The 20071-nt window shown below is 49.2% G+C and carries 18 protein-coding genes; 9 read left to right on the plus strand and 9 right to left on the minus strand.

The genetic code is table 11. The features are described from left to right. Positions 1 to 110 precede the first annotated feature (110 nt). Genes frdD through frdA form a run of 4 tightly spaced genes read right to left on the minus strand, consistent with a single transcriptional unit; the run spans position 111 to position 3436 of the window. Complete coding sequence (gene frdD / locus EPB59_RS00290) at positions 111 to 473, minus strand: fumarate reductase subunit FrdD (protein WP_000611152.1); 363 nt, start codon at positions 471 to 473, stop codon at positions 111 to 113. Between the two features lie 10 nt (positions 474 to 483). Further along, a complete protein-coding gene (gene frdC, locus EPB59_RS00295; RefSeq protein ID WP_154171294.1) occupies positions 484 to 867 on the minus strand; it encodes a fumarate reductase subunit FrdC in 384 nt (127 codons plus the stop codon). Positions 868 to 869: 2 nt separating this feature from the next. Beyond that, positions 870 to 1628: a succinate dehydrogenase/fumarate reductase iron-sulfur subunit gene (locus EPB59_RS00300; protein ID WP_154171295.1), complete on the minus strand. Its 759-nt coding sequence runs from the start codon at positions 1626 to 1628 to the stop codon at positions 870 to 872. Further along, entirely contained in the window at positions 1628 to 3436 is a 1809-nt protein-coding gene (frdA, locus tag EPB59_RS00305; RefSeq protein WP_154171296.1) for a fumarate reductase (quinol) flavoprotein subunit, read from the minus strand. The genes EPB59_RS00300 and frdA overlap by 1 nt, the downstream gene beginning before the upstream one ends. Before the next feature lie 305 nt (positions 3437 to 3741). Between frdA and epmA the strand changes: the two genes are divergently transcribed. The 5 genes from epmA to cysE all read left to right on the plus strand — a co-directional run bounded on the left by epmA (position 3742) and on the right by cysE (position 8025). After that, positions 3742 to 4713, plus strand: coding sequence for an elongation factor P--(R)-beta-lysine ligase (gene epmA, locus EPB59_RS00310; protein ID WP_431355115.1), 972 nt, complete (start codon positions 3742 to 3744; stop codon positions 4711 to 4713). A gap of 129 nt (positions 4714 to 4842) precedes the next feature. Next, a complete protein-coding gene (locus EPB59_RS00315) occupies positions 4843 to 5277 on the plus strand; it encodes a rhodanese-like domain-containing protein (protein ID WP_055051292.1) in 435 nt (144 codons plus the stop codon). A gap of 166 nt (positions 5278 to 5443) precedes the next feature. Further along, positions 5444 to 5908, plus strand: coding sequence for a protein-export chaperone SecB (secB, locus tag EPB59_RS00320; protein ID WP_055051291.1), 465 nt, complete (start codon positions 5444 to 5446; stop codon positions 5906 to 5908). A 188-nt stretch (positions 5909 to 6096) separates the two neighbouring features. Then, the gene (gene gpsA, locus EPB59_RS00325) at positions 6097 to 7131 is read left to right on the plus strand and encodes an NAD(P)H-dependent glycerol-3-phosphate dehydrogenase (RefSeq protein WP_000005331.1); all 1035 of its coding nucleotides are present in this window, start codon (positions 6097 to 6099) and stop codon (positions 7129 to 7131) included. 72 nt (positions 7132 to 7203) lie between these two features. Continuing rightward, positions 7204 to 8025: a serine O-acetyltransferase gene (gene cysE, locus EPB59_RS00330; RefSeq protein WP_055027432.1), complete on the plus strand. Its 822-nt coding sequence runs from the start codon at positions 7204 to 7206 to the stop codon at positions 8023 to 8025. Between the two features lie 80 nt (positions 8026 to 8105). On the opposite strand, the gene EPB59_RS00335 is transcribed toward cysE, so the two are convergent. From EPB59_RS00335 to argE, 3 genes are all read right to left on the minus strand, one after another. Next, positions 8106 to 8645 (minus strand): PadR family transcriptional regulator, encoded by a 540-nt coding sequence (locus EPB59_RS00335; protein ID WP_000056567.1) that lies wholly within the window; start codon positions 8643 to 8645, stop codon positions 8106 to 8108. 359 nt (positions 8646 to 9004) lie between these two features. After that, positions 9005 to 11635, minus strand: a complete 2631-nt coding sequence (gene ppc / locus EPB59_RS00340; protein WP_154171297.1) for a phosphoenolpyruvate carboxylase — start codon at positions 11633 to 11635, stop codon at positions 9005 to 9007. A 206-nt stretch (positions 11636 to 11841) separates the two neighbouring features. After that, on the minus strand, positions 11842 to 12978 hold the full coding sequence (gene argE / locus EPB59_RS00345; RefSeq protein WP_095469637.1) for an acetylornithine deacetylase: 1137 nt from the start codon (positions 12976 to 12978) through the stop codon (positions 11842 to 11844). Positions 12979 to 13133: 155 nt separating this feature from the next. On the opposite strand from argE, the gene argC reads away from it, so the two are divergent. From argC to argH, 4 genes are all read left to right on the plus strand, one after another. After that, positions 13134 to 14135 (plus strand): N-acetyl-gamma-glutamyl-phosphate reductase, encoded by a 1002-nt coding sequence (gene argC, locus EPB59_RS00350; protein ID WP_142726811.1) that lies wholly within the window; start codon positions 13134 to 13136, stop codon positions 14133 to 14135. Positions 14136 to 14144: 9 nt separating this feature from the next. Continuing rightward, on the plus strand, positions 14145 to 14933 hold the full coding sequence (gene argB / locus EPB59_RS00355) for an acetylglutamate kinase (RefSeq protein ID WP_001281570.1): 789 nt from the start codon (positions 14145 to 14147) through the stop codon (positions 14931 to 14933). Positions 14934 to 15008: 75 nt separating this feature from the next. Then, positions 15009 to 16223, plus strand: a complete 1215-nt coding sequence (locus EPB59_RS00360; RefSeq protein ID WP_061051694.1) for an argininosuccinate synthase — start codon at positions 15009 to 15011, stop codon at positions 16221 to 16223. 233 nt (positions 16224 to 16456) lie between these two features. After that, positions 16457 to 17833, plus strand: a complete 1377-nt coding sequence (gene argH / locus EPB59_RS00365; RefSeq protein ID WP_154171298.1) for an argininosuccinate lyase — start codon at positions 16457 to 16459, stop codon at positions 17831 to 17833. 250 nt (positions 17834 to 18083) lie between these two features. On the opposite strand, the gene EPB59_RS00370 is transcribed toward argH, so the two are convergent. Further along, positions 18084 to 18338 (minus strand): DUF3624 domain-containing protein, encoded by a 255-nt coding sequence (locus tag EPB59_RS00370; RefSeq protein WP_057551184.1) that lies wholly within the window; start codon positions 18336 to 18338, stop codon positions 18084 to 18086. A gap of 269 nt (positions 18339 to 18607) precedes the next feature. Further along, positions 18608 to 20062 (minus strand): dihydrolipoyl dehydrogenase, encoded by a 1455-nt coding sequence (locus EPB59_RS00375; RefSeq protein ID WP_154171299.1) that lies wholly within the window; start codon positions 20060 to 20062, stop codon positions 18608 to 18610. Positions 20063 to 20071: the final 9 nt, after the last annotated feature.

Here is a 20071-nt window from a genome sequence, read left to right on the forward strand (position 1 = left end):
AGAAAAAACCAACCTTGCGGTTGGTTTTTTTATGCGTGTTTTGCTCTTGTTGCTTGAACACACCAATAAAAAAGCTGGCCTGTAAGCCAGCTTTTTTGATACTTCACATATTAGATCATGAAGATAAACACGACAGCCAGTGCTGAAATGATAGTCGCAAAGCCGTAGCAAGCGATTTTTCCTGCCACACCGGTGTGGAATTTCAGGTCATGCATACCGTGATGAACGCGGTGCATAGCATGCCACATTGGTAGAGCTAAAGTGCCGATGATGAACAATGCGCCAATGATGCTGGTTGCAAAGCTAGACACGCGCTCATAGCTCAGTGCTTCGGCATCAATCACACCGAGTGGTGCAAGAATGCCCAGTACCAGAACGGTAATCGGGGTGATCATGGCAAACCAAGTGCCACCAGCACCAAACAGGCTCCACCATACGGGTTCGTCTGAACGTTTTGGGTTGGTATTAATCACAATAAGCTCCTCACACCACAATAAGAACAATCAGTGAGATAAAGGCCACGGCCGCCCACTGTGCTAGCACGATGATTTTTTTATCAACCAGTTTGCCGCCTAAACGAATAGGCACGACTTGTGGCATCATGCTGAAGAAAGTTTGTGCATGGAACAAGCTACCGGCCAGTGCCACGATGTTGATCGCAACGATGAGTGGGTTGGCCATAAAATCCAACCAGGTTTGCCATGCTTCAGGGCCTTTCACCAGAGAACCTAAACCAATGGTTAGGAACAAGGTAAACAGGATCAATGGTAGAACCGTCGCTTCACGCACCATGTAGAAGCGGTAGAAAGGATGATCCTTCCACCAAGTACGTTTCATTTCACGAACATAAGGTTTACGGTTACTCATCCTTAAGCCTCCACTTTCTTCGGTGAACCGTCTGGGTTCAACATCGCGATCACGAAGTCTAATGATGACTCCACTTTGCCTTGGTTCACGGCTGCTGCTGGGTCAACGTGTTTTGGACACACTTCGGAGCAGTAACCCACGAAAGTACAGCCCCAAGCGCCGTTTTCACCGTTGATCAGCTTCATACGCTCGGCTTTACCGTTATCACGGCTGTCGAGGTTGTAGCGATGCGCCAGAGTTAGCGCAGCGGGACCGATGAACTCTGGGTTCAAGCCGAACTGCGGGCAGGCCGCGTAACACAAACCACAGTTGATACAACCAGCGAACTGTTTGTACTTCGCCATTTGCTCTGGAGTTTGTAGGTTAGCGCCGTCTTCTGGCTTACGATCGTTACCGATGATGTATGGCTTGATGGCTTCCAGACGTTCGATGAACGGCGTCATATCCACGATCAGGTCTTTCTCAATCGGGAAGTTAGCCAGAGGTTCAATTTTTACGCCTTCTGGGTAATCACGTAAGAAGCTCTTACACGCCAACTTTGGCACGCCGTTGACCATGATGCCGCACGATCCACAGATCGCCATACGGCATGACCAGCGGTAAGAAAGATCTTTATCCAAGTTATCTTTCACATAACCAATCGCATCCAGTACCGACATGGTTTCATCAAACGGCACTTCGAAGCGTTGCATGTGTGGTTCTGCATCTTTAGCTGGGTCGTAGCGCAGAATGTCCACTTTTTGAATACGTTGTGCTGACATTATTTTTGCTCCTCTACGCTTTTTCCGGCCGCTTCAGCTGCCGCAGCTTTTTCTGCTGCTTCACCGTATAGACGCGCTTTTGGCTGCGACTTAGTGATTTTCACTGGGCTGTAATCGATCTTTGGTGATTGACCTTCTTGGAAGAACGCCAAAGAGTGCTTGAGGAAATCGACGTCATCACGCTCTGTGCAACCTTCATCAAGACGTTGGTGTGCACCACGAGATTCTTTACGCAGGATAGCGGAGTGAACCATGGCTTCTGCCACATCCAGACCATAACCGACTTCAATCGCGTACAGCAGGTCAGTGTTGAACACTTTGCCTTTGTCTTTGATGCTGATGCGCTTGTAACGCTCTTTCAACTCGGCCAGTTTGTTGATGGTGTCTTGCATCAGATCTTCCTGACGGTAGATACCACAACCCGCTTCCATGGTGTGACCCATTTCAGTACGGATGGTTGCCCAGTTTTCATCGCCTTCTTGCTGCATCAGGGCTGCGATACGATCTTCAACCGCTTTGACTTGTGCTGCGATTGCTGTTTCATTCCAGCCTTTAAACTCAGCGGCGCGCTCAACGGCTTTTTCACCGGCAACGCGGCCAAAGACTACGAATTCCGCTAGCGAGTTAGAACCTAAACGGTTCGCACCATGCAGACCAACAGACGCACATTCACCCACAGCGAACAGACCTTTAATGCGGGTTTCACATTCGCCATTGGTTTCGATACCACCCATGGTGTAGTGCACGGTTGGACGAATTGGAATCGGCTCTTTCGCTGGGTCAACGTTCACGTACGCTTTCGCCAGTTCACAGATAAATGGCAGACGCTCTTGCAGGTATTCTTCGCCCAAATGACGAAGGTCTAGGTGCACCACATCGCCCAGTGGGTGTTTGATGGTGTTGCCTTTTTGCTGCTCATGCCAGAAAGCTTGGGAAACTTTGTCACGTGGACCCAGTTCCATATATTTGTTCTTCGGTTGGCCAACTGGAGTTTCAGGGCCCATGCCGTAGTCTTGCAGGTAACGGTAGCCATTCTTGTTGACGATAATACCGCCTTCACCACGACAACCTTCGGTCATCAGAATACCAGTGCCTGGTAGGCCTGTTGGGTGGTACTGAACGAATTCCATATCACGCAGAGGAACGCCATGACGGAAAGCCATCGCCATACCATCACCGGTCACGATGCCGCCGTTGGTGTTGCAGTGGTAAACGCGGCCTGCACCGCCAGTGGCTAGAACAACCGACTTAGCTTTGATGGTGACCAGCTCGCCTTCCGACATATGAATGGCGATCAAACCTTGGATTTCACCTTCATCAACCAGCAAATCCACCACAAAGTACTCATCCAAACGCTTGATTTGTGGGTACTTGATAGAAGTTTGGAACAGGGTATGCAGCATGTGGAAGCCGGTTTTGTCGGCAGCGAACCATGTGCGCTCAACTTTCATACCGCCAAAGCGACGAACGTTGACTTCACCATTTTCTTTACGGCTCCAAGGACAACCCCATTGCTCCATCTGGATCATTTCGCGGGTTGCATTGGCAACAAAGTATTCAACAACATCCTGTTCACATAGCCAGTCACCACCGCCAACGGTATCGTTGAAGTGGTTATCTAGACTATCTTCATCCTTGATAACTGCTGCGGAGCCACCCTCGGCTGCGACGGTATGAGAACGCATTGGATAAACTTTAGAAATCAGAGCAACTTCTAAATGAGGGTTTGCTTCTGCCGCTGCAATAGCAGTACGAAGACCAGCGCCGCCAGCGCCGATGACTGCGATATCTGTGGTGATAATTTGCACAGTTATCCTCCAGTGTGATTATTTTTATGTGTGGACTGGGTTGAGACCCGGTTCCTGGAATCGTCAGATGCGGTCAAACGCATGTCACCATGGTTTTCCTGCCATCCTTCCCACCCATTAAGTGGTAGCCGTAGTGTAAAAGAGCTTGAAGAAGGAAAAATTGATTCTGTTGGGTTTTTGCTGTGGTATTGCAAACTTAGGCATACTATTTGCCCTATATGTGACTGGTGTCACAATTGGGTTTGGCTTTTTATTCTGAACGAGTACAATTCGTTATCTCTGTTGATTTGCTGAGCGATATCATGATGACTGCTGACTGGATGCCAACCGCATCAATAAGCCAATTAAAACAACGCGCTACCTTACTGCGCCAGATCCGAGAGTTCTTTGCCGAACGTGATGTATTGGAAGTGGAAACCCCAGCCATGAGTCACGCGACGGTAACGGACATTCATTTGCATACTTTTCAAACCGAATTTGTGGGGCCAGGCTATGCACAGGGCAGTTCGCTGCACCTAATGACCAGCCCTGAATTTCATATGAAGCGTTTATTAGCGGCGGGCAGCGGTTGTATTTATCAACTCGGCAAGGCGTTTCGTAATGAGGAAAATGGTCGTTACCACAATCCAGAATTCACTATGTTGGAATGGTATCGGATTGGCTTTGATCACCATGCTTTAATGGATGAAATGGACGCCTTGCTGCAATTGGTGCTGCGCTGTGGCAGTGCCGAGCGAATGACTTACCAAGCAGCGTTTTTGAATGTGCTTGGCGTTTGCCCACTTGAAAGCCAGATGCGTGAGTTAAAACAAGTCGCTGAAACGCTAGGGTTAAGTGATATTGCCGAGCCAGAAGAGGATCGTGACACCTTATTGCAACTGCTGTTTAGCATTGGTATTGAGCCGAAAATCGGCCAAGTTACACCTGCATTTGTGTATGATTTCCCCGCTTCGCAAGCGGCGTTGGCTAAAATTAATCCGACCGATCCGCGCGTAGCCGATCGCTTTGAAGTTTATTTTAAAGGGATTGAGCTGGCGAATGGCTTCCATGAATTGGACAATCCTACAGAGCAGTTGGCCCGCTTTAAAGCCGATAACGCTAAGCGTTTAGAAATGGGGTTAGCAGAGCAACCGATCGATTACCATTTGATCGCAGCGTTGGAAGCCGGTTTGCCTGAATGCGCCGGTGTGGCGTTGGGTATCGATCGTCTGATTATGTTGGCGTTGGGTGAAGACCATATTGATAAGGTCACCGCGTTCCCATTTCCACGAGCCTGATCGGTTTCTCAGTTTGCAACATATTCACCCTTTGCAGACCCGGTTTTAACGAGGTAAGCGCTCGCGTCATGCAGCCAACCTCGTTATACTCCTTGTCTGATTTGAATCCCCATTGCAAGAGCACAGGATATGCAAGAGTACATTGAGTTTTTCCAGCACAATATGATCCTTTCACTGGCTTGGATCGGTATTTTGGTGGCGCTAATTGCCAGCATTTATAAATCGGCCACCGCGGCTTACCAAGAAGTGACCGCCACCCAAGCGACCCATCTGATCAACCGTGAAAACGGCATCGTGGTTGATATTCGTAGTAAAGATGAATTCAAACAGGGGCACATTACCGACGCAATTCACATTTTGCCGTCAGACATTAAGGCTGGAAACTTGGCCGGACTTGAAAGCCACAAATCGAGCCCCATTATCGTGGTATGCAAAACGGGTCAAACTGCACGTGAAAGTGCTGATCTACTGACCAAAGCCGGATTTGAGAAGGTGAGCCTTCTGAAAAATGGCCTGATTGCTTGGAATGAAGCTAACCTGCCTTTGGTACGCGGCAAACGCTAAATCCTTAGAGCACTTCGTCAGTGCTGGCGAAAATGTCAGCGCTTGACGGTAAGAGTTGTGAAGTCACCCACGTAATGGCTAGCCCACCTAGTGATCCCACACACTCTCAGTTAGTCTCAGGACATATTGACCTTTGAACCCAATTATCTGAATTAAGGATGAAACCATGGCTGAAGCAGCACAAGCCTCGCAACAACAGTTTGCTATCCAACGTATCTACCTGAAAGATGTCTCTTTTGAAGCACCAAACTCACCAGTGATGTTCCAAAAAGAATGGAATCCAGATGTGAAACTGGATCTCGACACGCAAAGCCGTGAACTGGGTGAAGGTGTTTACGAAGTGGTTTTGCGTCTGACCGTAACCGTGAAAAACGCAGAAGAAACCGCATTCCTGTGTGAAGTACAACAAGCGGGTATCTTCAGTGCAGAGCAGATGGAAGCCGGCCAATTGGCACATTGCTTGGGTGCTTTCTGCCCTAACATCCTGTTCCCATACGCACGTGAAACCATTTCAAGCCTAGTGGTGAAAGGTACTTTCCCACAACTGAACTTGGCTCCAGTCAACTTTGACGCGCTGTTCATGAACTACCTACAACAGCAAGCTCAAGAAGGCACAACAGCGAACGCATAATTCGCGCGATTGAGTTTTCACTACAGCAAAATGCACAGCGCCACCGCGATGTGCATTTTTTGTTTATCATTCGAGTATTGGTTTTTGCAGTCTTTATCTAACAGATGTGTCGCGAATCGGGTGCAGACTGCAATAGCCTATGTTTGGGTATAGAATAGAGCACAACTTCGTTATCGATAGGCGGAACAATGAGCGAAACACAGAACCAAAACGGCTACGGAAAACCTGTTGAAATGACCGTGATTGGTGCGGGATCTTACGGCACTTCATTGGCGATCTCTTTGGCGCGCAATGGCGCCAATATTGTCCTATGGGGACATGAAGCTGAGCATATGGCACGTCTGGAAGCTGATCGTGCTAACCATGAGTTTTTGCCGGGAATTGCTTTTCCTGACACTCTGATTATCGAAACTGACCTACAAAAAGCCGTACAAGCTAGCCGTGACTTGTTGGTAGTGGTGCCGAGCCATGTGTTTGGCATCGTGTTGAAAAGTTTACAACCGCATCTGCGCGCTGATAGCCGTATTTGTTGGGCAACCAAAGGCTTGGAACCTGAAACAGGGCGTCTACTCCAAGATGTTGCTCATGATGTGTTGGGGGATAGCTATCCACTCGCGGTACTGTCTGGGCCGACCTTTGCTAAAGAACTGGCGATGGGGATGCCAACCGCGATTTCGGTGGCGTCACCGGATGCGCAGTTTGTACGTGACCTGCAAGAAAAAATCCATTGCAGTAAAACTTTCCGGGTGTACGCCAACAGTGACTTTATCGGCATGCAGCTTGGCGGCGCGGTAAAAAACGTAATTGCGATTGGTGCGGGTATGTCAGATGGCATTGGCTTTGGCGCGAATGCACGTACAGCCCTTATCACTCGTGGCTTGGCTGAAATGACGCGTCTAGGTGCCGCTTTAGGCGCGCAACCGGAAACCTTTATGGGCATGGCCGGATTGGGTGATTTAGTGCTGACTTGTACTGACAACCAATCGCGTAACCGCCGTTTTGGTTTGGCGCTTGGTCAAGGAAAAGACGTGGATACCGCGCAAACTGATATTGGCCAAGTGGTCGAAGGGTATCGCAACACCAAAGAGGTGTGGATGCTGGCAAAACGCATGGGCGTTGAGATGCCGATAGTTGAACAAATTTACCAAGTATTGTATCAAGGAAAAGATGCGCGACTCGCGGCTCAGGATCTGCTGGCGCGAGATAAGAAGATGGAGCGTTAATCCGCAGCGCAAGAGATGGAATTGAATCGATAGGGTACCGGTTACCCTATCTTGATTAGGACAGAGTAAGTCATGAAACAGTGCGCACACACCAAGGTCTGGCAAACCATTGTCGCTGAAGCTCGCGAGCAATCCGAGCAGGAGCCGATGCTCGCCAGTTTTTATCACGCCACCATTATTAAACACGACAGTTTAAGATCGGCGCTGAGCTACATTCTCGCCAACCGTTTGAACACGGCTTCCATGCCGGCTATGGCGGTGCGCGAAGTGATCGAAGAAGCGTTTGCGGCTGATCCCAAGATTACGGAAGCGGCTGCATGTGATATCTGCGCGACCGTGAATCGAGATCCGGCAGTATCGATGTACTCTATGCCGCTGCTATACCTGAAAGGTTATCATGCACTGCAAGGCTATCGGGTCGCCAACTGGCTGTGGCAACAAGGGCGTAAGGCTCTTGCCACTTATTTCCAAAATCAGATTTCGGTCGCTTGTCAGGTGGATATTCATCCAGCCGCGCGTATTGGTCGCGGCATCATGCTCGATCACGCGACGGGCATTGTGATTGGTGAAACCGCCGTAGTCGAAGATGATGTCTCGATTTTGCAGGACGTCACGCTTGGCGGTACAGGTAAAGAGTGCGGCGATCGGCACCCGAAAATTCGTGAAGGGGTGATGATTGGTGCGGGAGCGAAAATTTTAGGTAATATCGAGGTGGGAGAGGGCGCGAAAATTGGCTCTGGCTCCGTGGTACTGCAAGCGGTACCGCCACATACCACCGTTGCGGGGGTGCCGGCTCGTGTGGTTGGTCGACCACAATCGGATAAGCCATCTTTGGATATGGATCAGCAATTTAATGGTCGGTCACAGACCTTTATTGGTGGTGATGGCATTTAACGCCATATCCGCGTTATGGCCCCAAATAAAAAAGGATGATGGTGACATCATCCTTTTTCACATAGGCAGGTAGCGTGGGCTTATGCCATCGCGTTTAATTCTGCCAACACTTCGTCCGCCCATTGAATCCATGCTTGGCGAACCAGTAAATTACGACGTAGCGTTAAACGCTCTAAACGTTGCTGCTTATCTAACACGGAAGGGTTCGCGTAGTAAGCGGCTTCGATTTCCTGATAATGAGCGACCAGTTTGCGCGACTCTTCAACCAGTTCAGCCAATTGCAGACGGTAAGGTTCTGCCGATTGTACTGAGCAAGCCATCAATTTAGCGCTGAACTCGTCACGCACGGTTGGGTGTGCGGTTGGTTGATCAAACCACTCACCTAAAGCGCTGCGACCAGCTTGGGTAATAGAATAAACCTTGCGATCTGGTTTACCTTCCTGTGGTTCCAGAACACAAGTTACTAAACCCTGTTCCCCCATTTTATTGAGTTCACGATATACCTGCTGATGACTGGCTTTCCAGAAGTAGCCAATGCTGGCAGAAAATTCTTTAGTTATATCGTACCCGGTTGCATCGCGTGTGCTAAGAACAGTAAGGATAACGTGTGGTAATGACATGTCTTCAATCCAAAAATTAAGTCAACATAAACTTCTATCTAAACGTCTGTTGTGCTTCTTGTGGCACTCATATCAGTTCGTTTAAATACCCGCAGCTCAACGTTCTGGCTGCTTATGTCACCTTATAAAGCCGGTTATCACCTAGATTGGTGTATGTCTTTGCATACTTTGACTGTGAAATTGGTTTGCAGTACTTATCACAGAGGGGACGTAGTATATCTAAATAATAAGCATAAAGTGGAATACAAATGCGTCTGATAAATAAAAAACTGACATTATTCTCAATAATACGAAAATGTAAAACAAAAGGCCACAAAGTTGCAGCCTTTTGGTTTTTTATACTGATATTTTGCGATTTGTTAACCAGTATTGCGCATTCCCGCCGCAATTCCCGCGATAGTCACCATCAAGGCTTCTTCAAGCTCTGGTGCTAAGTGCTCCGATTGGCGAGTGCGATACAGCAGTTCGGCTTGCAGCATATTGAGTGGTTCCACGTAAATATTGCGCAGACGAATCGATTCTTGTCCCCAAGGATCGCTTTGCATCAGGTTCTCGTTGTTTTCCACATTGAGCACCGTTTTGATGTCTTTTTGCAGTTGCGCCCGCAGTTTTTCACCGAGTGGACGCAAAGCAGGCTCGACTAATCGTTCATCGTAGTAACGCGCAATTTCCGCGCTGCACTTGGTGTACACCATCTCCAGCATGCCAAGGCGAGTTGAGAAGAATGGCCATTCACGGCACATCTCTTCAAGTAGTGCTTGGTGGCCTTTATCAATCGAGAATTGAATCGCTTCACCGGCACCCAGCCAAGCGGGTAATACCAAGCGGTTTTGGCTCCATGAGAAAATCCATGGGATCGCACGCAAGCTTTCAACACCACCGTTTGGATTACGTTTCGATGGACGCGAACCGAGTGGCAGTTTGCCCAATTCCAATTCAGGTGTGGCTTGGCGGAAGTAAGGGACAAAATCAGGCTCACCACGCACCACATGGCGATAGGCCTCACAAGACACTTCCGACAGCACATCCATCAGATCGCGCCATTCTTGTTTTGGCTCTGGTGGTGGCAGTAGGTTGGCTTCCAAAATGGCACTGGCGTACATGTTGAAGCTGTTCACCGCCACTTCTGGCAGACCCAGTTTAAAGCGGATCATTTCGCCTTGTTCTGTTACACGCAGGCCGCCCTTTAAGCTCTTTGGTGGCTGAGACAGCAGTGCCGCATGCGCAGGAGCACCGCCACGGCCAATCGTGCCGCCACGGCCATGGAATAGTGTCAGCTCAATACCCGCTTCTTCACTGACTTTGACTAAGGCATCCATTGCGCGGTACTGTGCCCAACCTGCCGCCATGACGCCGGCATCTTTCGCTGAGTCTGAGTAACCAATCATCACCATTTGGTGGTTCTGAATAAAGCCGCGATACAGATCGATACTCATCAACTGACGGATCACCGATTCGGCGTTGTTCAAGTCATCTAAGGTTTCAAACAGCGGGCAGACATCCATACGATAAGGACATCCCGCTTCTTGCAGTAGCAGGTGAACTGCGAGGACATCCGATGCAGTACGTGCCATCGAAATCACATACGCACCAAATGCATCTTTGGATTGCGCTGCAATGATCTTACAGGTATCCAGCACTTCTTTGACTTGTGCAGACGGTTGCCAGTCGCGCGGTAGCAGCGGACGTTTAGAATTCAGTTCAGTGGTCAGGAAAGCGATCTTGTCTTGTTCGCTCCACTGATTGTAATCACCGATGCCGAGATGACGGGTCAGTTCCGAAATCACTTCTGCATGGCGTGAACTTTCTTGACGAATATCGAGACGAACTAGATGCACGCCAAACGCTTTGATGCGACGCAGAGTATCAAGTAGAGAACCATCCGCAATCACGCCCATGCCACACTCATGCAGTGATTGGTAACACGCGTATAGTGGTTCCCACAGCTGAGCGACATTTTGCAGCGGAGCTTTCACTGCCAGTTTTTGACCATTCAGTTTCGCTTCAAGAATATCAATCGTCTCTTGTAGCAAACCGCGCAGCTGCTTGAGGATCGCGCGATACGGTTCGTGCTCCTCACCCGCTAAAGCGCGTACTGCCTCATTACACTTGGTCATCGAAAGTTCGCTGACCAGCTCATTGATGTCGGTCAGATAAAGGTCTGCCGCTTTCCAGCGTGACAGCAATAGCACTTCGCGAGTGATGGTGTGGGTAACAAATGGGTTACCATCGCGGTCACCGCCCATCCATGATGAGAAGTGCACAGGGCGTGCATCAATTGGTAAACCTTCACCCAAGTGAGATTTCACCTGTTCATCCAACTCGCGCAGAAACTCTGGCACGGCATTCCACAGCGAATTTTCCACTACCGCAAAGCCCCATTTGGCTTCATCCAGTGGCGTTGGACGCTGCTGACGGATCACATCCGAGTGCCAGCTTTGTGCGATCAACTGCTCAAGGCGACGTTCCGTTTTATGGCGCTCTTTTGAAGAGAGTTCACTCAGTTCGAGTTTGGACAAACATTCATTAATTTTGACCAACTTGTTGATCATGGTGCGACGAGTGATCTCTGTCGGGTGAGCGGTTAATACCAACTCAATGTTCAGATCACGAATGGCTTGTGCGGTGTCGAATTTACTGACCGAGTTTTGCGCGAGTTTGGCAAACAAGCTACCGATCGCATCCAGCTCATTCACATGGCTCTCACAGTGGCGAGAGATGGTGTGATACTGCTCGGCAATATTGGTCAGGTTCAGGAATTGGTTAAAGGCGCGAGCCACGGGAGTCAGTTGGTGGTTAGGAAGATTTTTGATCTCTTCGATCAGCAGCTCGCGGTCTGCTTGGTTGCCGGTTCTGGCGGATTTGGAAAGTTTTCGGATGGTTTCCACTTTCTCTAAAATAACGTCACCATCGGCGGCTTGAATCGTCTGGCCGAGTAGTCGTCCTAACATGCTTACGTTACTTTTGAGCGCAGCGTATTTTTCGTTCATTGTCATCCTGCCTTGAAAAAAAATTACATCCAGTGTGAGTCCAGTTAATTACACAATCTTGACCATTTTGTCCAGTGGGCTTGCGGTTAAGACTAAGATTCCATTTATTGTCATCCGCGTTGGTGCAGAGATTGTTTAACTAAAAACACCAAATTATTGAAAATTTCTTACAAAAAAGCCCTGAGGTTGAACTCAGGGCGATCAATTTAGAAACAATATTTCTGCATGGCTCGTGATAGCACGCGTACCGTTGGGTCAATAAATTCAAACGCCAAAAACTCATCCGGTTGATGAGCTTGATCGATTGAACCTGGGCCAAGCACTAAGGTCGGGCAAACTTGCTGCAAGAAAGGGGCCTCGGTGCAGTAATTCACGGTTTGCGCTTCTTGCTCGCAGATTTCGCTAATGCCGTGAATAAACGGATGGTCATGCGCGCACTCATAACCGGGGATCGGGTCATGCAGTGGGATTAATTCAATGCGCCCCGGCCACTTTTGCTGTACTTCACGTAGAGCGTCACGCATTAGGTTATCTAAGCCATCCAAGCTAATGCCGGGCAGAGGGCGAACATCATAATGCAGTTCGCAGCAACCACAAATTCGGTTCGGGCTATCGCCACCATGAATGTGACCAAGGTTCAGCGTCGGCGTCGGAATTTCAAATCCCGGATGGTGATATTCTTTAATTAAGCGATCGCGCAGCTGCATGAGAGCAAACAGCACTTCGTGCATGATCTCAATCGCATTGACGCCCAGCGCTGGATTGGATGAATGGCCGGATTTACCGGTCACGCGAATAGCATTCGCCACATGGCCTTTGTGTGCACGGATCGGCACTAAGCTGGTTGGTTCACCGATGATGCAGTAATCCGGTTTAAATGGTGCATTTTCCGTAAAATGGCGCGCGCCAAGCATGGTAGTTTCTTCATCGCACGTTGCGAGTACATACAACGGCTTGGTTTGCTTGCTCCAATCGACTTTTTTCACCGCTTCATAAATAAAGGCGAAGAAACCTTTCATATCTGCGGTCCCTAATCCATAGAAGCGATTATTGGCTTGCGTGAGTGCATGCGGGTTGTAATTCCAGCGGCCTTGATCAAAAGGCACGGTATCACTGTGTCCTGCCAACAGCAGTCCGCCTTCACCATTGCCTAATTTGGCAATCAAATTCTGTTTGTTGGGCGCTACTTGCTCAATCTGAATGGCAAAGCCAAGTGCACTTAACCAATCGGCTAATTTTGCGATCACCTGCTCATTACCTTCATCCCAGCGCGCATCGGTAGAACTGATTGAAGAGGTTGAAATCAGGCCTTCATAGACCTCAAGGAAACTGGGTAACGGCATTTTATCTTTGCTCCTGCTATTGACAGAGTGTCGGCGAAACGGTAAAACACATATTAAATCACTTTAAGTGAATAAAAAACCAATTAATCGCAATTTTGAAAGATGAATAGTCAGCGTTGTTCGCTCTCTTTCACCACTTAATACGGATGTTTTTGATGTTAAAAACCACCATCATCGGCGCAAGCGGTTACACCGGAGCAGAACTGGCTCTTATGGTGCACAAACACCCACAACTCACGCTATCAGGTTTATACGTTTCCGCCAACAGTGTGGATGCGGGCAAATCGCTGGCGCAGTTGCATGGTCGAGTGGCTGGGCTGATTGATATGCCAGTGCAAGCCTTGACCGATGTAGATGCTGTTGCGGCTGAGTGTGATGTAGTTTTTCTGGCTACCGCGCACGAAGTGAGTCATGACCTCGCGCCGCAATTTCTCGCTCAAGGCTGTCAGGTCTTTGATCTGTCTGGTGCATTTCGGGTGCAGAGCGAAGCGTTTTATCCAACCTTTTATGGCTTTGCTCATCAGCATTCTGAATGGTTAGAAAAAGCGGTGTACGGCCTTGCTGAGTGGAATGCGGAAGCGATCAAAAGCAGTCCTATGATTGCTGTTGCGGGTTGCTATCCAACGGCATCGCAACTGGCGATTAAGCCTCTGTTGGTGGAAGGGTTAATCGACACGACCCAATGGCCAGTGATTAACGCGGTGAGTGGTGTCTCTGGTGCGGGGCGTAAAGCCACCATGACCAACAGTTTTTGCGAAGTGAGCTTGCAGCCTTACGGTGTGTTTAACCATCGCCATCAACCAGAAATTGCGACTCACCTAGGCTGTGAAGTGATCTTCACCCCGCATCTTGGCAACTTTAAGCGCGGCATTCTGGCCACCATCACCATGAAACTGGCGGATGGTGTCACCGAGCAGCAAGTCGCAGAAGCCTTTAGCAAGGCATATCAAGATAAGCCGTTGGTGCGTTTCAGCAATGGTTTACCACGGATTCAAGATGTCGAGTTTACCCCATTTTGTGACCTCGGCTGGAAGGTACAAGGACGTCACATCATAGTGGTGTCTGCTATCGACAATTTATTGAAAGGCGCATCGAGTCAAGCGATGCAGTGTTTAAATATTCACTACGGTTTCGATGAATTAACCGCGTTGGTGTAAGGGTTCAACATGTCAGATCTCAAGCTCAGTCCTTTAGTGATTAAGTTAGGTGGTGCGGCGCTCGATTGCGCAGAGACACTTAGCAAACTGTTTAGTGCGATTGCCCAATATCAGAACCAAGCCCAACGACGCATTGTGATCGTGCATGGCGGTGGTTACTTGGTTGATGAGTTGATGGCGAAGCTGCAACTCAAATCGGTCAAGAAAGACGGTTTGCGCGTCACTCCGTATGATCAAATTCCGATCATTGCTGGAGCTCTCGCAGGTACAGCGAACAAGATGCTGCAAGGACAAGCGATCAAAGATGGCATCAATGCTGTGGGTTTGTCACTGGCGGATGGCGGTTTGTGCCATGTCGAGGAGTTAGATCCTGAACTGGGCGCAGTCGGCAAAGCAACGCCGGGCGATTCCACTTTGCTGCAAGCGATTTTGGCAACCGGTGCGATGCCCATCATTAGCTCGATAGGCCTAACTGCGCAGGGGCAGATGATGAACGTCAACGCTGACCAAGCGGCGGTTGCTGTGGCGGGTGCTCTGGATGCGGAATTGGTACTGCTCTCGGATGTCAGCGGTGTACTGGATGGCAAAGGCCACCTCATCGCCACCTTAGATGCCAAACAAGCGGATGCACTGATTGCCGGCAAAGTGATTACCGACGGCATGATCGTCAAAGTGAAAGCAGCCTTGGAAGCGGCGCAAGATTTAGGACGTCCGATTGAAGTGGCGACCTGGCGTTACCCAGAGAAGCTCGCCAAGTTATTTGGCGGTGAAAGCATCGGCACCCGTTTTCTACCTTAAGATTTTAAGTCACTAATTTGATTAAACCTGAGCACTGACCGCCAAGCGCAGAGCCAGGAATATGGAGATACATCAATGAGTAAAGTACAAGTTAAAAAAGTAGTTGTGGCATATTCTGGCGGTCTGGACACGTCGGTGATCATTCCATGGTTAAAAGAAAATTATGACTGTGAAGTGGTGGCGTTTGTGGCTGACGTAGGTCAAGGTGACGAAGAGCTGAAAGGCGTTGAAGCCAAAGCGCTCTCATCGGGTGCCTCGGAATGTTACATCGTTGACCTGAAAGAAGAGTTTGTTAAAGAGTACATCTACCCAACGCTGAAAACCGGCGCTTACTATGAAGGTAAATACCTGCTTGGTACTTCCATGGCGCGTCCGGTGATTGCTAAAGCGCAAGTTGAGATCGCGCGTAAAGTGGGAGCGGATGCACTGGCGCACGGTTGTACCGGTAAAGGTAACGACCAAGTGCGTTTCGAGGGTGCCTTTGCGGCATTGGCACCAGATCTGCACGTGATTGCGCCTTGGCGTGAGTGGAATCTGCGTAGCCGTGAAGCGTGTCTGGATTACCTTGCCGAGCGCAACATTCCTTGTGCAGCATCATTGACCAAGATCTACTCGCGTGATGCTAACGCATGGCACGTTTCTACCGAAGGTGGCGTTTTGGAAAGCACATGGAATGCGCCAAACGAAGATTGCTGGGTGTGGACAGTCGATCCTGAGCAAGCGCCTAACGAAGCGGAATATGTCACGCTGCAAGTTGCGCATGGCGAAGTGGTCGCCGTTGATGGTGAAACCATGACCCCTTACAACGCGCTGCTGTACCTCAACCAAAAAGGTGCGAAGCATGGTGTGGGTCGTATCGACATCGTGGAAAACCGTCTGGTGGGTATGAAATCTCGCGGCTGTTACGAAACTCCGGGAGGCACCATCATCATGGAAGCGCTGCGCGCGGTTGAGCAACTGGTGCTGGATAAAACCTCATTCGAATTCCGTGAAGAGCTGGGTATTAAAGCGTCACACCTTGTTTATGATGGTCGTTGGTTCACGCCACTGCGTCAGGCGGTATTTGCGGCAGCCGATGAGCTGGCGAAAGATGTCAACGGTGAAGTGGTGATCAAGCTGTATAAAGGCCAAGCCGTGGCAACGCAAAAACGTTCAGCCAATAGCCTCTACTCAGAAGATTTCGCGACCTTTGGTGCCGATGAAGTGTATGACCACAGCCACGCAGGCGGCTTCATCCGTCTTTACTCGCTGTCGAGCCGCATCCGCGCTCTGAGCCAAAACAAGCAGTAATCAGCGCAGTCATCGGTTTATATAATAAGGATCGCACTGCGATCCTTATCCCCTTCCTAATTGAAGTTGCAGCGGTGTTGGCTACGTTCATTCCCCCCAATCACATAGTTTATCTATGCTCATGGGGATTCACTCACTTGCCGCCTATCTACAACTCCAATTAGTTTGGGTACATTTTCAGTTATCACATCCTCGGACGGCGGTTGCGGTGAGAGGAAAGCAGGAGATTAAGCATGGCATTATGGGGCGGAAGATTTACCCAAGCGGCAGACAGTCGGTTCAAAGCATTCAACGATTCCTTACGTTTTGATTATCGATTGGCTGAGCAAGATATTGTTGGATCAATCGCTTGGTCAAAAGCCTTGGTCTCCGTTAATGTCTTGAGCGTGCAGGAGCAACAACAGTTAGAGCAGGCGTTAAATCACCTGCTGAAATCGGTTCAGCAAGATCCGGAGCAAATCCTAGCTTCTGATGCGGAAGATATTCACTCTTGGGTGGAACAGAAGCTGATTGAGCAAGTCGGAGATCTCGGTAAAAAACTGCACACAGGGCGTTCGCGTAATGATCAGGTCGCGACCGATCTTAAGCTTTGGTGTCGTGATCAGGGCGTTCATCTGCTTCTTGCTCTTAAAACGCTGCAACAACAGTTGGTGGCGGTGGCGGTTGAGCATCAGGCGACAGTTTTACCGGGCTACACCCATTTGCAACGTGCGCAACCGGTGACTTTTGCCCATTGGTGTTTGGCTTATTTGGAGATGTTTGAGCGTGATGAGTCCCGCTTGACCGATGCTCTAGCGCGTTTAAACACATCACCGCTCGGGTCTGGTGCATTAGCAGGAACCGCTTACGCGATTGATCGTGAGGTGTTAGCGGCGGATCTTGGTTTTACTCGCGCGACACGTAACTCGCTGGATGCAGTCTCCGATCGCGATCATGTGATGGAGCTGATGTCAGTCGCATCGATCTCTATGCTGCATTTGTCGCGTTTGGCGGAAGATATGATCTTCTACACCACAGGGGAAGCGGGCTTTATTGAATTAGCTGATACAGTGACATCTGGTTCTTCACTGATGCCACAAAAGAAAAACCCCGATGCGCTGGAGTTGATCCGCGGTAAAACGGGCCGTGTCTACGGTGCATTGGCTGGGATGATGATGACAGTCAAAGCTCTGCCTCTCGCGTACAACAAAGATATGCAAGAAGACAAAGAAGGGCTGTTTGATGCGCTCGACACTTGGTTTGATTGCTTGCAAATGGCGGGACTTTGCTTTGATGGCATTAAAGTCAATGCGGCGCGTACGTTAGAAGCGGCTAAGCAAGGATACTCGAACGCGACTGAATTGGCGGATTACCTCGTTGCGAAAGGGATTCCATTTCGCGAGGCGCACCATATTGTCGGTGTGGCTGTTGTCGCGGCAATCGGTAAAGGTGTGGCTTTGGAGGAACTTTCTCTGGCTGAACTACAACAGTTTTCATCGTTGATCGAGCAAGATGTGTATCCGATCCTGACCATTGAGTCTTGTTTAGAGAAACGCTGCGCACTCGGTGGCGTATCACCCAAACAAGTGGCGCATGCTCTTCAGCAAGCTCAAGCGCGCGTGAAGTCTTAACATTTCAGCGAGCTGGTCGATCCTATGAGATAAATGGAAAAAAACAGTGGTGCAACTGTTTGAGTAATAAGAGGAATCATCTCGGAGAAAAAAGATCGTAAAAAAGATCATTTTTTTATGAACCTTTTGCTTAGAGCTCTGTCTATTACTGTACCACTGCTTTTTCTTAGAAGACTCTAAGAAGGCCCTAAATCTGTACTAGGTTTAGGGCTTTTTTCTTTTCTGCGTAGCAGAAAGTTTAATTCGGGTTCTAATCCTCTTTTCCTTGTCGTTTACGCCAAGGCAAGATCACGTACTTCATCCATAAATGCAGAAACAGTAAGCCGTTAAAGGCAAAGCCGGCGAAGATCAGGGTGATCGATTCAATACTGGTAGGATCGTCCTTAAAACCCCAGAACCAAACGATCCAGACGACAACTGACAATACCGTGAGTTGATCCATACAGCGCTGGCAGCGGCCGATTTTTTGCCAAAACCAATGTTCGCTACAATCCCGACAAGCCATAAATGCCACCTTAAGTTAACCGAGCTCATTCCTAATTTGTTGGCTATGCCAAGCCGCTAGGGCATAGGGGAGTATAACGCACCAAAAGCACGATGCATTCATTCCTCTCAACGGGTTTTGTGGTAAGCGCTGTGGATTGAACCCAACAGAAAAGCCTGACGTTGAAGTCAGGCTTGGTCTTTTATGCTCACTAGGGTTAGAACATTCGCTTATGCCTATCCCACTTAAAGCTGCAACTTAAAGCGGGAAGGGCTTTGGACTATGGTAAATTAACAGCCGGGGCCACAATCCAAACAGTGTTTTATCATTTCTGGACCAAGATGCAGTTTCGCATTCAGGTCACGCAGAGCAGTGCGTACCCCTTCCTCAATCACCGGATGGTAGAAAGGCATATCGAGCATTTGCGAAATAGTCATTTGGTTTTGGTGCGCCCAAGCCAGTAAGTGTGCTAAATGCTCGACATTCGGTCCCATCATTTCAGCACCAAGGAAACGGCCTGTTCCTTGTTCACCATACACATGCAGTAAACCTTTGTTGCGTAACATCACCCGAGAACGGCCTTGGTTTTCAAACGACACTTCACCTACGGCAAAGCAGCCACAGTTACCCAGACGCTGGGTCAGCTGCTTATAGGTTTCTCCAACCATGGCAATTTGTGGGTCAGAAAACACAGCAGAAATTGCTGAACGGCGCAAACCAGCGCGAATATCTGGGAAGCGGCCAGCGTTATCACCCGCAATACGACCTTGGTCAGCGGCTTCATGCAGCAGCGGGATTTGGTTGCTGGCATCGCCTGCGATAAAAATCGAAGGTACCGAGGTTTGCAATGTGTAGTGATCCGCTTTGGGTACACCACGTTCATCCAGTGCAACATCGGTATTTTCCAGTGCTAGCTTATCAACGTTTGGACGACGACCTGTCGCTGCAAGCACATAATCCACGATGAAGTTTTCTAGTTCACCTTGCTGGTTGATAAATTGGATTTCCACTTTATTACCATCAATACGTTTCATGCTTTCGACTTTGACGTCTGCATCAAGATAAAACTCTTGTTGGAAAGCACGATTCGCGTAAGCCATGACGTCAGGATCAGTGAGTGGTCCCACTTGACCGCCTAAGCCAAACACTTTCACTTTCACCCCTAAACGATGCAGGGATTGGCCAAGCTCTAAACCGATCACACCCGGACCAAACACAGCGACCGCTTGTGGTAGGTCATCCCACTCAAAGACGTCATCGTTGACCACAAGGCGATCGCCGAGCTCATTCCATACTGCTGGATAAGCAGGGCGAGAACCCGTCGCAATCACGATACGTTTGGCATGAATACGCGTGTGATCATCCACTTGCAGCGTATGGTTATCGATAAACTTCGCGTAGCCCGTAATTTTGTCTTGTTCAGGAATTGAATCCACCCCTTCCAGTACAAAACCGACAAAGCGATCACGCTCGCGTTTGACGCGATCCATCACTTCACGACCATTAATCACAATTTCACCTTGTGGGTAAACACCAAAGCCCGGAGCTTTTTCAATTTGGTGTACGCTTTCTGCCGCGGCGATCAATAGTTTGGAGGGCATACAACCCACACGCGCACAGGTGGTGCCGTAAGGGCCGCCTTCAATCATGACGACACTCTGAGTGTAAGCTTTCGCTGCACGATAAGCGCCAAGGCCAGCAGTACCACCGCCGATTACGGCGACATCAACGTGAATCTGTTTCATTAAGGATCC

This window comes from Vibrio metoecus, from assembly GCF_009665255.1.
Classification (GTDB): Bacteria; Pseudomonadota; Gammaproteobacteria; order Enterobacterales; family Vibrionaceae; genus Vibrio; species Vibrio metoecus_B.